General features: G+C 73.4%; 10 protein-coding genes. 2 read left to right on the top strand and 8 right to left on the bottom strand.

Translation table 11 applies throughout. From position 1 onward, the window contains the following. Window positions 1–12: 12 nt before the first annotated feature. Window positions 13–915, top strand: a complete 903-nt coding sequence (locus ABT106_RS00580; protein WP_351270175.1) for an aminoglycoside phosphotransferase family protein — start codon at window positions 13–15, stop codon at window positions 913–915. 42 nt (window positions 916–957) lie between these two features. Next, the gene (locus ABT106_RS00575; protein ID WP_351270173.1) at window positions 958–1,965 is read left to right on the top strand and encodes a slipin family protein; all 1,008 of its coding nucleotides are present in this window, start codon (window positions 958–960) and stop codon (window positions 1,963–1,965) included. A gap of 18 nt (window positions 1,966–1,983) precedes the next feature. Here the strand turns inward: ABT106_RS00575 and ABT106_RS00570 are convergent, their stop codons facing one another. From ABT106_RS00570 to ABT106_RS00535, 8 genes are all read right to left on the bottom strand, one after another. Beyond that, a complete protein-coding gene (locus ABT106_RS00570) occupies window positions 1,984–3,678 on the bottom strand; it encodes a proline--tRNA ligase (RefSeq protein WP_351270171.1) in 1,695 nt (564 codons plus the stop codon). A 42-nt stretch (window positions 3,679–3,720) separates the two neighbouring features. After that, the gene (locus tag ABT106_RS00565) at window positions 3,721–4,263 is read right to left on the bottom strand and encodes a GNAT family N-acetyltransferase (protein ID WP_351270168.1); all 543 of its coding nucleotides are present in this window, start codon (window positions 4,261–4,263) and stop codon (window positions 3,721–3,723) included. A gap of 118 nt (window positions 4,264–4,381) precedes the next feature. Next, window positions 4,382–5,227: a GNAT family N-acetyltransferase gene (locus ABT106_RS00560; protein WP_351270166.1), complete on the bottom strand. Its 846-nt coding sequence runs from the start codon at window positions 5,225–5,227 to the stop codon at window positions 4,382–4,384. Window positions 5,228–5,376: 149 nt separating this feature from the next. Continuing rightward, window positions 5,377–6,534: a flavodoxin-dependent (E)-4-hydroxy-3-methylbut-2-enyl-diphosphate synthase gene (ispG, locus tag ABT106_RS00555; protein ID WP_351270163.1), complete on the bottom strand. Its 1,158-nt coding sequence runs from the start codon at window positions 6,532–6,534 to the stop codon at window positions 5,377–5,379. Between the two features lie 174 nt (window positions 6,535–6,708). Beyond that, a complete protein-coding gene (locus ABT106_RS00550; RefSeq protein WP_351270160.1) occupies window positions 6,709–8,010 on the bottom strand; it encodes a M50 family metallopeptidase in 1,302 nt (433 codons plus the stop codon). After that, window positions 8,007–9,269 carry a 1-deoxy-D-xylulose-5-phosphate reductoisomerase gene (gene dxr, locus ABT106_RS00545; protein ID WP_351270158.1) on the bottom strand — a complete coding sequence of 421 codons (1,263 nt, stop codon included), beginning with the start codon at window positions 9,267–9,269 and terminating at the stop codon, window positions 8,007–8,009. Before dxr ends, ABT106_RS00550 begins: the two co-directional genes overlap by 4 nt. A gap of 12 nt (window positions 9,270–9,281) precedes the next feature. Next, window positions 9,282–10,658, bottom strand: coding sequence for a hypothetical protein (locus tag ABT106_RS00540; RefSeq protein WP_351270156.1), 1,377 nt, complete (start codon window positions 10,656–10,658; stop codon window positions 9,282–9,284). Between the two features lie 58 nt (window positions 10,659–10,716). Beyond that, entirely contained in the window at window positions 10,717–12,732 is a 2,016-nt protein-coding gene (locus ABT106_RS00535) for an acyl-CoA dehydrogenase family protein (RefSeq protein WP_351270153.1), read from the bottom strand. Window positions 12,733–12,821 lie beyond the last annotated feature (89 nt).

The following is a 12,821-nucleotide window of genomic DNA, read 5'->3' as shown; positions in this document are numbered from 1 at the left end:
GACCACGCACGCATGGCTTTCGAACCGCCGCAGCGGCTTGTACGGGCGCTCGGCGAACTGCCGGAGACGGCGCGGGACGCGGACTGGCTGGGGCGGTTGCCCGGCCTCGCCGAGGCCGCTCTGACCCGGCGCGGGGTGCGGGCCCAGCGGGTGCAGGCCCCGGGCGGGCGCAGCAGCCTGGTCGTCCTCGTCCGGTACGACGACGGGACCCCGGCCGCCCTGAAGCTCGCTCCCCCGCGGGCCCGGCCCGACCGGGAGCTGACGGCGCTCGCCCACTGGGGCGGCTTCGGGGCCGTGCGCGTCCTCGACACCCGCTACCGCGAGGAGGACGGGGCGCTGCTGCTGGAGCGGCTGCACCCGGAGGTGTCGCTGCGCTCGCTCCCGGAGACGAAGGCGTTGCTGGAGGCTTGCGGCACGCTGCGCAGGCTGTGGGTCGCGCCGCCGGCGGAACACGGGCTGGAGACGGTGGCGGAGCGGACGGAGCAGCAGGCGGCGGCGCTGCGCGCGGCCCCGGCGGAGGCCCGGCCGCTGGCCGACGCGGCCCTGGAGGCGCGCGCGGAACTGACGGCCGTGCCCGGTGAGGAGCTGGTGCTGCACGGGAACTTCCGGCAGGGCAAGGTGCTCGCGGGCGAGCGGGCGCCCTGGCTGGCGGTGGGCCCGGATCCGCTGGTCGGGGAACGGGCGTACGACCTGGCGCGGCTGGTCCGGGACCGGCTGGAGGACCAGGTGGCCACCTCGGCGGGGGCGGCCGGCGCGCGGCGCCGGATGAACCGGCTGGCCGACGCCCTGGAGGTGGACCGGGACCGGCTGCGGGGCTGGACGCTGTTCCGGGCGGTGGAGTCGGGCAACCGCGCGCTGGCCGCGGGGCGGCGGCGGGACGCGGAGCTGCTGCTGGAGTTCGCGGCCTGGTTGTAGGGCATACCGTACATACGTAGGTATGTCAGGCAGGGGGCCGTCATGGTCGAGGAACTGCTGACAGCGGCGGTCGCCGCCGCTGCGGGTGTCGCGGTCTACCTGGGCTTCGCCGCCCGGGTGGTGAAGCAGTACGAGCGGGGTCTGGTGTTCCGCTTCGGGCGGCTGCGCGAGGAGGTCCGGGGTCCCGGACTCACCACGGTCGTGCCGGTCGTGGACCGCCTGCGCAAGGTCAACATGCAGATCGTGACGCTGCCGGTGCCGGCCCAGGAGGGCATCACCCGGGACAACGTCACGGTGCGGGTGGACGCCGTCGTGTACTTCAAGGTCGTCGATCCGGCCAGCGCCGTCGTGGCGGTGGAGGACTACCGCTTCGCCGTCTCGCAGATGGCGCAGACCTCGCTGCGGTCGATCATCGGCAAATCGGACCTGGACGACCTGCTCTCCAACCGGGAGATGCTCAACCAGGGCCTGGAGCTGATGATCGACAGCCCGGCGGTGGGCTGGGGCGTGCAGATCGACCGGGTGGAGATCAAGGACGTGTCGCTGCCGGAGACGATGAAGCGGTCGATGGCCCGGCAGGCGGAGGCCGACCGCGAGCGCCGCGCCCGCGTGATCAACGCGGACGCGGAACTCCAGGCCTCGCACAAGCTGGCCGAGGCGGCCGAGGTCATGTCGGAGCAGCCCGCGGCGCTCCAGCTGCGGCTGCTGCAGACGGTGGTGGCGGTGGCCGCGGAGAAGAACTCCACCCTGGTGCTGCCGTTCCCGGTGGAACTGCTGCGCTTCCTCGAACGGGCGACCCCCGCGGCCCCCGCCCCGGCGGCGGCGACGGCCGCGCACGAGGACCCGGCTCCGGCCGGCCCGGCCTCCGAGGGCCCCGGGCCGGCCGGAGCCGGTGCGCCGCCCGGCGGCGACCGGGCCCTCGCAGGGCCGCCGCCCGGCTCGGCGGCCCTGGTCCCGGGCGAGGGCGTGGCCGACAGCGCGCTCGCCCGGACCGTCACGGCCGCGGGAGCCGCGGGAGCCGCGCAGGCGCCGGGCGAGGCCCCCGCGTAGGGTCCGGCCGGGGTCCGGCTACGTCAGGCGGGCGAGGGCCTGCGCGAGGGGGAGTTCCTCACGGGTGCCCGCGGCGCGGTTCTGGAGCTCGACGACCTCCTCGGCCGAGCGGCGGCCCGCGACCAGGATCCACGGCACCCCGATCAGCTCCGCGTCCGTGAGCTTGACGCCCGGCGACAGGCCCGGCCGGTCGTCCAGCAGGACCCGCAGGCCCGCCTCCGCCAGGGCGGACGCCGCCGACTCCGCGAGGGCGAGGGGTACGGCCTTGCCCGCCGCGACCACGTGGACGTCGGCCGGGGCCACCGCCGCCGGCCAGCACAGCCCGCGCTCGTCCGCCGTCTGCTCGGCCAGCGCCGCCACGGCGCGCGAGACGCCGATGCCGTAGGAGCCCATGGTCACCCGGACCGGCTTGCCCTCGCGGCCGAGCACGTCGAGCCCGAAGGCGTCCGCGTACTTGCGGCCCAGCTGGAAGATGTGCCCGATCTCGATGGCCCGGTCGAGCCGCAGGCCGCTCCCGCAGGAGGGGCAGGGGTCGCCGGGCTCCACGACGACGACGTCCAGGTACCGGTCCACCTCGAAGTCGCGGCCGCAGACGACGTTGCGGGCGTGCGTGTCCGCCCGGTTGGCGCCGGTGACCCAGGCGGTGCCGGGCGCGATGCGCGGGTCGGCCAGGTAACGGACCTTCTCCAGGCCCTGCGGGCCGACGTACCCGCGGACGAGGTCGGGCCGGTCCGCGAAGTCCTCGGCGGTGACGAGCTCGACGACAGCGGGGGCCAGGTGCTCGCCGAGTTTGCCGAGGTCCACCTCGCGGTCCCCGGGCACGCCGACCGCCGTGATCTCGCCGTCGACCTTCACCAGGAGGTTCTTCAGGGTCGCGGAGGCGGGGACGCCCAGGTGCGCGGCGAGGGTCTCGATGGTCGGGGTGTCGGGGGTGTCGACCTCCTCCGGCGGCGGGTGCTCCGCATCGACCGGGGCCAGGGCGAAGGTGACGGCCTCGGTGTTCGCCGCGTAGTCGCAGGCGGGGCAGTCCGCGAAGGTGTCCTCGCCGGCTTCGGCCGGGGCGAGGAACTCCTCGGAGGCGGAGCCGCCCATGGCGCCGGAGACGGCGGAGACGATGCGGTGGTCCAGGCCGAGCCGCTCGAAGATGCGGACATACGCCTGGCGGTGGAGGCGGTAGGACTCCTCCAGTCCCTCGTCGGAGACGTCGAAGGAGTACGAGTCCTTCATCTGGAACTCGCGGCCCCGCAGCACCCCGGACCGGGGGCGGGCCTCGTCGCGGTACTTGGTCTGGATCTGGTAGAGCATGACCGGCAGGTCCTTGTACGAGGTGCACTGGTCCTTCACCAGCAGGGTGAAGATCTCCTCGTGGGTGGGGCCCAGCAGGTAGTCGGCGCCCTTGCGGTCCTTGAGCCGGAACAGCAGGTCGCCGTACTCCGACCAGCGGCCGCTGACCTCGTACGGCTCCTTGGGCAGCAGCGCCGGGAGCAGCACCTCCTGGGCCCCGATCGCGTCCATCTCCTCGCGGACGACGCGCGAGACGTTGTCCAGGACCCGCTTGCCGAGCGGCAGCCACGTCCACACCCCGGCCGAGCTGCGCCGGACGTATCCGGCGCGGACCAGGAGCCGGTGGCTGAGGGTCTCGGCGTCGGCCGGGTCCTCGCGGAGGGTCTTGGCCATGAGGCGGGACATGCGCTGCACGTGTTGCGTAGACATGCGGGGAGGCTACCGGGGCCCGCGGGGGCGGCGGAAACCGTTTCAGGGGCGCGGCAGGGGCAGCGGGGCGCCCATGACGGCGTACGGGAGGCTCGCGCTCGGGAAGTGCACCCGGCGGGCGAGGTCGGTGTAGCCCAGGGCGCGGTAGAGCCCCCGGGCGGGGCTGTCGGTGTCGATCGCGGAGAGGATCGAGCGCGGTTCGGCGGCGGCGTCGGTGATGCCGGTGATCAGCGCGCGGCCCACGCCGTGGCCCTGGAAGCCGGGGTGGACGTGCAGCTCGGTGATCACGAAGGAGTCGTCGAGCCAGGCCCCGTGCCCGCCGGCCAGCAGGTGGGGTTCCACGATGGTGGACCACCAGTGCGTGCGGTCGTTGGGCATGCCGTACACGAAGCCGGTGAGGGCGCCGTCCTCGGTGAACGCGCCGAGCGCGCGGGCGCCCCGGCAGACCATGTGCCGCTGGACGATGTAGCGCCGGATCCCGACCTCCTCCTCGCTGAGGCCGAAGGCGACGGCCTGCACGCGCAGGGCCTCGTCCACGCGGGCGGCGAGGTCGAAGGGGCCGATGCGGAGTCCGGTAGGCAGCATGCGGCGACCTTACTTGGCGGTACGGGCGGGCCGGTATGCCGGTGCGGCACCGGTTGCGGCGGGAAAGGCGGGCGGGGCGGGCGGGGCGGCGCGGCCGCGGACCGCGACGGCACGCCGTTCAGAACAGCACGCTCATGAAGGCGCCGACCTCGCGGAAGCCGACGCGCCGGTAGGACGCGCGCGCGGCGGTGTTGTAGTCGTTGACGTAGAGGCTGACCACGGGGGCCACGTCGCGCAGCGCGTGGGCGACGACGGCGGCCATCCCGGTCTCGGAGTGTCCCCGGCCGCGGAAACCGGGGTCCACCCAGACGCCCTGGATCTGGCAGGCGCGGGGGGTCGCGGCGCCGATCTCCGCCTTGAAGACGACCTTGCCGTCCTCGACGCGGGCGAAGGAGCGGCCGGCTGTGACGAGCTCGGCGACCCTGGCCTGGTAAAGGAGGCCGCCGTCGCCGGCCATCGGCGAGATGCCGACCTCCTCGGTGAACATGGCCACGCAGGCGGGCATGATCAGGTCCATCTCGTCCTTGCGGACGCGGCGGACCCCGGGGTCGGCCGTGACCGTGGTGGACGGCCGCTCGATGGTCATGAGCGGCTGGCGGGAGCGGACGTCCCGGGCGGGCCCCCAGGCGGGCTCCAGGAGCTGCCAGAGCAGCCTGGTGGCCTCGACGGGGCCGACGATGGAGGAGCAGCGGCGGCCGGTGCGGCGGGCCCGGTCGGCGAAGGCCCGTACGGCGTCCGGCTCCGCGCAGACGGGGACCAGGTTGGCGCCGGCGTAGCAGAGGGAGCGGAGCTCGCCGTCGGCGTACCAGCCCCACATCTCGCCGCCCAGGCGCCAGGGGTCGAGCCCGGCGACCTGGACCCGGGAAGTGACGAACGCGTTCGCGACCGGTTCGCGTCCGAGGACTTCGAGCGCGGCGTCGAGATCACTGGGCTCAAGGACCCGGGTGGTGGTCTGCGTCAACACTGGGGCCTCACCATGCAAGTCTGCTGATCTCCGCACTGTACCCGCCGGCGCTGGACGATGCCGTGTCCCACAGGTCACGAAAAAGCCCCGACCCCGCCCCCGAGCTGCGGGAACGGGTCCGGGGCCGGGTCCGTCGGAGCCGGGCCGGATCAGACGCCGATGGCCACCGTGGGCTCGCCCGAGGTCACGCCGTCCCGCTCCATCTGCTCGGCGATCTTCATCGCCTCTTCGATGAGGGTCTCCACGATCTTCGACTCCGGGACGGTCTTGATGACCTCGCCCTTCACGAAGATCTGGCCCTTGCCGTTGCCGGAGGCGACGCCGAGGTCGGCTTCGCGGGCCTCGCCGGGGCCGTTGACGACGCAGCCCATGACGGCGACGCGCAGCGGGACCTCCATGCCCTCCAGGCCCGCGGTGACCTCTTCGGCCAGCTTGTAGACGTCCACCTGGGCGCGGCCGCAGGACGGGCAGGAGACGATCTCCAGGCGGCGCGGCTTGAGGTTCAGCGACTCCAGGATCTGGTTGCCGACCTTGACCTCCTCGACCGGCGGGGCGGAGAGGGAGACGCGGATGGTGTCGCCGATGCCCTCGGAGAGCAGCGCGCCGAAGGCGACGGCGGACTTGATGGTGCCCTGGAAGGCCGGGCCGGCCTCGGTCACGCCGAGGTGCAGCGGGTAGTCGCAGGCGGCCGCGAGCTGGCGGTAGGCGTTGACCATGACGACGGGGTCGTTGTGCTTGACCGAGATCTTGATGTCGCCGAAGCCGTGCTCCTCGAAGAGGGAGGCCTCCCACAGCGCGGATTCGACCAGCGCCTCGGGGGTGGCCTTGCCGTACTTCTTCAGCAGCCGGGCGTCGAGGGAGCCGGCGTTGACGCCGATGCGGATCGGGGTGCCGGTGTCCTTGGCGGCCCGCGCGATCTCCCTGACCTTGTCGTCGAACTGCTTGATGTTGCCCGGGTTCACGCGGACGGCGGCGCAGCCGGCGTCGATGGCGGCGAACACGTACTTGGGCTGGAAGTGGATGTCGGCGATGACCGGGATCTGCGACTTCTTCGCGATGACGGCGAGGGCGTCGGCGTCGTCCTGGGTCGGGCAGGCCACGCGCACGATGTTGCAGCCGGCGGCCGTGAGCTCGGCGATCTGCTGGAGCGTGGCGCCGATGTCGGACGTGCGGGTGGTGGTCATCGACTGCACCGAGATCTGTGCGTCGCCTCCGACGGCCACGGAACCGACCTGGATCTTGCGGCTGACCCTGCGGTCGGCAAGCTTCGTCGGCACGGCCGGCATTCCGAGAGAGATGGCAGTCATCTGCTGTGCAACCCCAAGGTGTGGATCAAGGTCCCGAGATCGGCGGGCTCCAGCCTTCGAGATTACGCCAATCAGCGCGCCGCCCCCGCATCCGAGGGGGTGTGCCACCCGAACGTAGGGAGCCGGGCACGATGTGTGCCCGGCTCCTCACCGCATGGTGTAGACCGCCCAGCGTCAGGTGATCTTGATCGGGTTGACCACGTCGGCGACCATCACCAGCAGTGTGAAGCAGATGAAGACGCTGGCGACGACGTACGCGACGGGCATCAGCTTCGCCACGTCGAACGGGCCCGGGTCGGGGCGCTTGAACAGCTTCGCGAGATTGCGCCGGAGCGACTCCCACAGGGCTCCCGCGATGTGCCCGCCGTCGAGCGGGAGCAGCGGCAGCATGTTGAAGAGGAACAGCGACAGGTTGAAGCCGGCCAGCAGGTTGAGGAAGATCACCAGGATGTGCGTGGCCGGCAGGTCGAGGTTGAAGATCTCCCCGCTGACCCGAGCGGCTCCGACGACGCCCATCGGGCTGTCCTGCGCGCGGTCGGCGCCGTTGAAGGCCGCGTTCCACAGGTCCGGGACCTTGGAGGGCAGCTGGACCAGCGAGGTGACGCCGGCCTGCATCATCTCGCCCATGCGGTCGGCGGACTGGCCGAAGGTCTGGGGGACGTAGCCGGAGGCGGGGGCGAAACCGAGGAAGCCCGCGGTGACGTACTGGTCCTTGACGTACTTGCCGCTGCCGTCGGTCCTGGCGACCTTGTTCTCGATCAGGTCGGCCTTCAGGTCGATCCGCTGCCCGGCCCGCACGACGGTGATCGTGGCGGGTCCGACGGTGGAGCGGATGTCCTTCTGGAGGGCGGCCCAGTCGTCGGCCCTGCGGCCGTTGAAGGCGACGATCTTGTCGCCGGCCTGGAGTCCGGCGGCCTTGGCGGGGGCGGCCGGGTCGCCGGCGGTGCACGTGTCGCGCTTCTCGCTCTGCTGGATGACGCAGTCCGAGACGGAGGCGACCGAGGTGGTCTGGGTGTTCACCCCGAAGGTCATGAGCGTGGTGAGGAAGATCGCCACGGCCAGGATCAGGTTCATGAACGGGCCGGCGAACATCACGATGACGCGCTTCCACGGCTTGCGCGTGTAGAAGAGCCGCTTCTCGTCGCCGGGCTGGAGCTCCTCGTACGCCGCCGAGCGCGCGTCCTCGATCATCGACCGGAACGGCGACGTCGAGCGGGCGGTCACCTTGCCGTCCTCGCCGGGCGGGAACATCCCGATCATGCGGATGTAGCCGCCCATCGGGATGGCCTTGATCCCGTACTCGGTCTCGCCCCGGTGGCGCGACCACACGGTCGGGCCGAAGCCGACCATGTACTGCGGCACCCGGATGCCGAAGATCTTGGCCGTGGACAGGTGCCCCAGCTCGTGCCAGGCGATGGAGACCAGCAGCCCGACCGCGAAGATCGCGATCCCGAGTACGGTCATCAGAACGGTCATGCGCTCGCCTCCACGGCGGCCCGCGCCGCCATCTCCCGCGCCCGGGCCCTGGCCCAGGTCTCCGCCTCGAGGACGTCCCGGACCGTCAGGGAGGTTCCCGACTCCGGCGTCCCGTGCTCATCGACCACGGCAGAGACGGTATCCATGATTGCTGTGAACGGCAGCCGACCGGCCAGGAACGCCTCGACGCACTCCTCGTTGGCCGCGTTGAACACGGCCGGGGCCGTACCGCCGAGGGCGCCCACGTGCCGGGCCAGGCCGACCGCGGGGAAGGCTTCGGTGTCCAGCGGGAAGAACTCCCAGCTGGACGCCTTGGTCCAGTCGAAGGCGGGGGCGGCGTCCGGTACGCGCTGAGGCCAGCCGAGACCGATCGCGATGGGACCGCGCATGTCCGGCGGGGTGGCCTGGGCGAGCGTGGAGCCGTCCGTGAACTCCACCATCGAGTGGACGTAGGACTGCGGATGGACCACGACCTCGATCCGCTCGAAGGGGATGTCGTAGAGCAGGTGGGCCTCGATGACCTCCAGCCCCTTGTTCACCAGCGTCGCCGAGTTGATGGTGATCACCGGGCCCATGGCCCAGGTGGGGTGGGCCAGGGCGTCCTGGACGGTGACCCCCGCCAGCTCCTCGCGCGTACGGCCGCGGAAGGGGCCGCCGGAGGCGGTGACCACGAGCTTGCGCACGTCGGCCCGGGTGCCCGCGGCCAGCGCCTGGAAGAGCGCCGCGTGCTCGGAGTCGACCGGGATGATCTGGCCGGGCTTCGCGAGGGCCTTGACCAGCGGGCCGCCGACGATCAGCGACTCCTTGTTGGCGAGGGCCAGGGTCCGGCCCGCCCGCAGCGCGGCGAGCGTGGGCGCGAGGCCGATGGAACCGGTGATGCCGTTGAGGACGGTGTGACACGCGGAGGCGGCCAGTTCGGTCGCGGCGTCCGGGCCGGCCAGGATCTCGGGCAGCGGCTCGGAGGGGCCGTACTGGGCGCTCAGCGCCTCTTTCAGGGCCGGGACGACGTCCTCGCGGGCGACGGCCACCGTGTCGACCCGCAGCAGCCGGGCCTGCTCGGCCAGCAGCCCCACCCGTCCGCCCGCGGCGGACAGGGCGGTCACCCGGAACCGGTCCGGATTGCGCAGGGCCAGGTCGATGGCCTGGGTGCCGATCGAACCGGTGGAGCCGAGGATGACGATGTCCCGGCGGCCGGCCGCGGGGTCGAAGAGGAGGTGCGGATCGGCGAGGGGGGCTGGACGGTCGCTCATGCCCCCCATTGTCGCCGCAACTCAGGGGCGCGCGGACACGGATCCCCCGTCCGTGACGCGCAGCAGGAGGTGCGGGAGCGTTCCGGCGAACTCCGGGAGCGCCCGGGCCACCGACCACCAGGCGTCCGGGTCCTCGCCGAGGGCCAGGGCGAACAGCCGGCCGGCCTCCGCCCGCGCCGTCAGCACCGGACCGGGCCGGTCGTGCCGGTCGGGGGTGTAGGTCTCCCCCAGCCAGTGGTCCTCGTCCAGGGCCCAGCAGGCGGGCAGCTTGTGCCGGACGACGTCCGCGCCGTCGAGGAGCCCGCGCGCCAGGCAGTCCCGTACCCAGCGGATGTCCTCCGCGACGGTCTCCATCGGCACCGCGAGGCTCGCCAGGGCCAGTTCGCGTTCCACGCCGCCCTGCGGATCGGGCTCGGCCCGCGGGGCCAGCGAGCGGACCGCCGCCTCCAGCCCGGCGGGCCCCGGGCCGTCCGCCGGTTCGGGCGGGGAGCCGCCGGCCAGGCCCGCGACGAGTTCCGGCAGGGGCAGCGGGACGGTCCGGGCGTGCCGGAGCAGTTCCGCCCAGAGCCGGGGGTCCTGCCCCAGGGGGCGCAGGGCCCGGGCGACCGCGGTGCGCATGCCCGTCAGCTCGGGGAGGTTCCACCGCAGCCCCCGGGGCGGGAGCCCGGCCGGGTCCGCGAGGAGCAGGGTCCGGTGCGCGGGGGCGACGTGGGCGACGAGCTCCTCGAAGGTCAGCAGCCCCATCCGGACGGCCCGCACGGCCGGCCGGTGCCAGGAGGGCCCGTACGCCTGACGCTCCGCGGCGCAGGAGGGCCCGTACGCCTCCCGCTCCCCGGCGCCGTCCCGCGCGCCGGTATCGAGCAGCGCCCCGGCGGTCTGCGGCGACAGGCCGCCGGCCAGCAGCAGGGCTTCCACGGCCCCGGGCGGCAGCGGCGTACGGGCGTGCTCGCGCACGAGGAAGCCGGGGTCGAGCGGCTCGTGCGGCATCCGCAGCAGGGTCAGCGGCACCCGGGGCCGGCGGCCGTGGCGGCGCAGCAGGCCGAGCAGCTCCTCGGCGCCGAACGGGCCCGGGCCGGCCTGCGCCAGCAGCTCGGGCGACGGCCCGGGGCGGGCCGCGTAGCGCGCGGGGCCGGGCAGGCCCGGCAGCGGCCGGCCGACGACGCGGGGGTTGCGGGCGATGTAGTGCCGGTCCTGGTCGGTGCCGTGGCGCAGCAGCAGCGTCACGGCGGAGGCGGGCAGCCATGCGTCACGGGTGAGGTACTTGCGGGCCGGCCCGTCGAGCCGGCCCAGCAGGCCGGCCGCGACGTGGTCCGGTGCGTGGCGCAGGACCAGCGCCACGCACCAGGCCAGGCGCCGTCCGGCGCGGTCCTCCCTGGCGTCTTCCCTGGCCGTCGACATAGCCGCCGCCTCGTGCTCGTACCCGTACGTCCGTCCGACTGGCTTCGATGATCGCAGGTCAGCGCAGGGGACGGTGCACGTTCTCCTGCCGGGAGGGGCCGGGGGTGGCGTCGGCGATCCAGGGGCCGTCGCCGGACGGGTCCAGGACGCCTTCCTCCAGCCAGGTGTAGGTGCCGGTCAGGACGCCCGCGACGACCTTGCGGTCGAGGTCGTCGGTGTGGGACCAGAGGCGGCCGAACAGCTCCTCGACGCGCAGCCGGGACTGGTGGCAGAAGGCGTCGGCCAGCTGGTATGCCTCGCGGCCGTGGTCGCCGTTGGCGCGCTGCCGCTCGGCTCGGACGCAGGCCGCGCTCATGGCGAAGAGTTCGGCGCCGATGTCGACGATGCGGCCGAGGAAGCCCTGTTTGGTCTCCATCCGGCCCTGCCAGCGGGACATGGCGTAGAAGGTGGAGCGGGCGAGTTTGCGGGCGCTGCGCTCGACGTAGCGCAGGTGGGTGGCGAGGTCGGGGTGGCCGCCGGGGTGGAAGGCGCGGTAGGTGCCGGGGACCTGGCCGGCGCCGGTCGCGAGCTTCGGCAGCCAGCGGGCGTAGAACCCGGCGGCGCGGGCGCCCGCCTTCGCCTTGTCACCGAGGTCCTTCTCCGGGTCGATGAGGTCGCCGGCGACGGACAGGTGGGCGTCGACGGCCTCGCGGGCGATCAGCAGGTGCATGATCTCCGTCGATCCCTCGAAGATCCGGTTGATGCGCAGGTCGCGGAGCATCTGTTCGGCGGGGACGGCGCGCTCGCCGCGGGCGGCGAGGGAGTCGGCGGTCTCGAAGCCGCGGCCGCCGCGGATCTGGACCAGTTCGTCGGCCATCAGCCAGGCCATCTCGGAGCCGTACAGCTTGGCGAGGGCCGCCTCGATGCGGATGTCGTTGCGGTCCTCGTCGGCCATCTGGGAGGCGAGGTCGACGACGGCTTCGAGGGCGAAGGTGGTGGCGGCGATGAAGGAGATCTTGGCGCCGACCGCCTCGTGCAGCGCGACGGGCCGCCCCCACTGCTCGCGGACGCCGGACCACTCGCGGGCGATCTTGAGGCACCACTTCCCGGCGCCGACGCACAGGGCGGGCAGGGAGAGCCTGCCCGTGTTGAGCGTGGTCAGCGCGATCTTCAGGCCCGCGCCCTCGGCGCCGATGCGCTGGTCCGCGGGGACCCGGACCCGGTGGAGGCGGGTGACGCCGTTCTCCAGACCGCGCAGGCCCATGAAGGCGTTGCGGTGCTCGACGGTGACGCCCGGGGAGTCGGCCTCGACCACGAAGGCGGTGATGCCGCCGCGGTGTCCCTCGGACGCCGGGACGCGGGCCATCACGACCAGGAGGTCCGCGACGACCCCGTTGGTGGTCCACAGCTTCACGCCGTCCAGGACGTACGCGTCGTCCCCGTCCGGCACCGCCGTGGTGGCCAGGCGCGCCGGGTCGGAGCCGACGTCGGGCTCGGTGAGGAGGAAGGCGCTGATGGCGGTGGTGGCGCAGCGCGGCAGGTAGCGGTCCTTCTGCTCCCGCGTGCCGAACATCTTCAGCGGCTGGGGCACGCCGATCGACTGGTGCGCGGAGAGCAGGGCCCCGATGGCCGGGCTGACCGAGCCGACGAGGGCGAGCGCCTTGTTGTAGTAGACCTGGGTGAGCCCCAGGCCCCCGTACTCGGTACCGATCTTCATGCCGAGCGCGCCGAGCTCCTTGAGCCCGCGCACCGTCTCGTCGGGGATCTTCGCCTCGCGCTCGATCCGCGCGCCGTCGACCGAGGTCTCGCAGAACTCCCGCAGCCGCGCGAGGAAGGCCACGCCGCGCCGGACGTCCTCGTCGGCGGGGAGCGGGTGGGGGTGGATCAGGTCGAGCCGGAAGCGTCCGAGGAAGAGCTCCTTGGCGAAGCTGGGCTTGCGCCAGTCCTGCTCCCGGGCCGCTTCCGCGACCCGCCGCGCCTCGCGCTCGGTCACCTTGGGCCGGGTGCCGGGCCGGGTGCCCGGGACAGCGCCCGGATCTGCGCCCGGTGGTGTGCTGCTGCTGGGGGGTGTGCTGTTGGGGGGTGTTGCGGACATGAGGGGACTCACCTCGCCGCCGGAGTCGGGGGTGGCCGGGATCGGCCGGCCGGTGCTACCAGTGAGTCGTACCCCGTGGGAGCGGGCGG

Source organism: Streptomyces sp. NPDC002044 (assembly GCF_040296725.1).
Classification (GTDB): domain Bacteria; phylum Actinomycetota; class Actinomycetes; order Streptomycetales; family Streptomycetaceae; genus Streptomyces; species Streptomyces antarcticus.
Note: the sequence above shows the minus strand (reverse complement) of the source record. Positions and strands in the feature narration are given on the sequence as shown.

Bases quoted from the DNA above. Each gene is read 5' to 3' on its own strand.
- ABT106_RS00580 (WP_351270175.1), top strand. From the start codon at position 13: ATGGCTTTCGAACCGCCGCAGCGGCTTGTACGGGCGCTCGGCGAACTG.
- ABT106_RS00575 (WP_351270173.1), top strand. From the start codon at position 958: ATGGTCGAGGAACTGCTGACAGCGGCGGTCGCCGCCGCTGCGGGTGTC.
- ABT106_RS00570 (WP_351270171.1), bottom strand. From the start codon at position 3,678: ATGTCTACGCAACACGTGCAGCGCATGTCCCGCCTCATGGCCAAGACC.
- ABT106_RS00565 (WP_351270168.1), bottom strand. From the start codon at position 4,263: ATGCTGCCTACCGGACTCCGCATCGGCCCCTTCGACCTCGCCGCCCGC.
- ispG (WP_351270163.1), bottom strand. From the start codon at position 6,534: ATGACTGCCATCTCTCTCGGAATGCCGGCCGTGCCGACGAAGCTTGCC.
- ABT106_RS00550 (WP_351270160.1), bottom strand. From the start codon at position 8,010: ATGACCGTTCTGATGACCGTACTCGGGATCGCGATCTTCGCGGTCGGG.
- dxr (WP_351270158.1), bottom strand. From the start codon at position 9,269: ATGGGGGGCATGAGCGACCGTCCAGCCCCCCTCGCCGATCCGCACCTC.
- ABT106_RS00540 (WP_351270156.1), bottom strand. From the start codon at position 10,658: ATGTCGACGGCCAGGGAAGACGCCAGGGAGGACCGCGCCGGACGGCGC.
- ABT106_RS00535 (WP_351270153.1), bottom strand. From the start codon at position 12,732: ATGTCCGCAACACCCCCCAACAGCACACCCCCCAGCAGCAGCACACCA.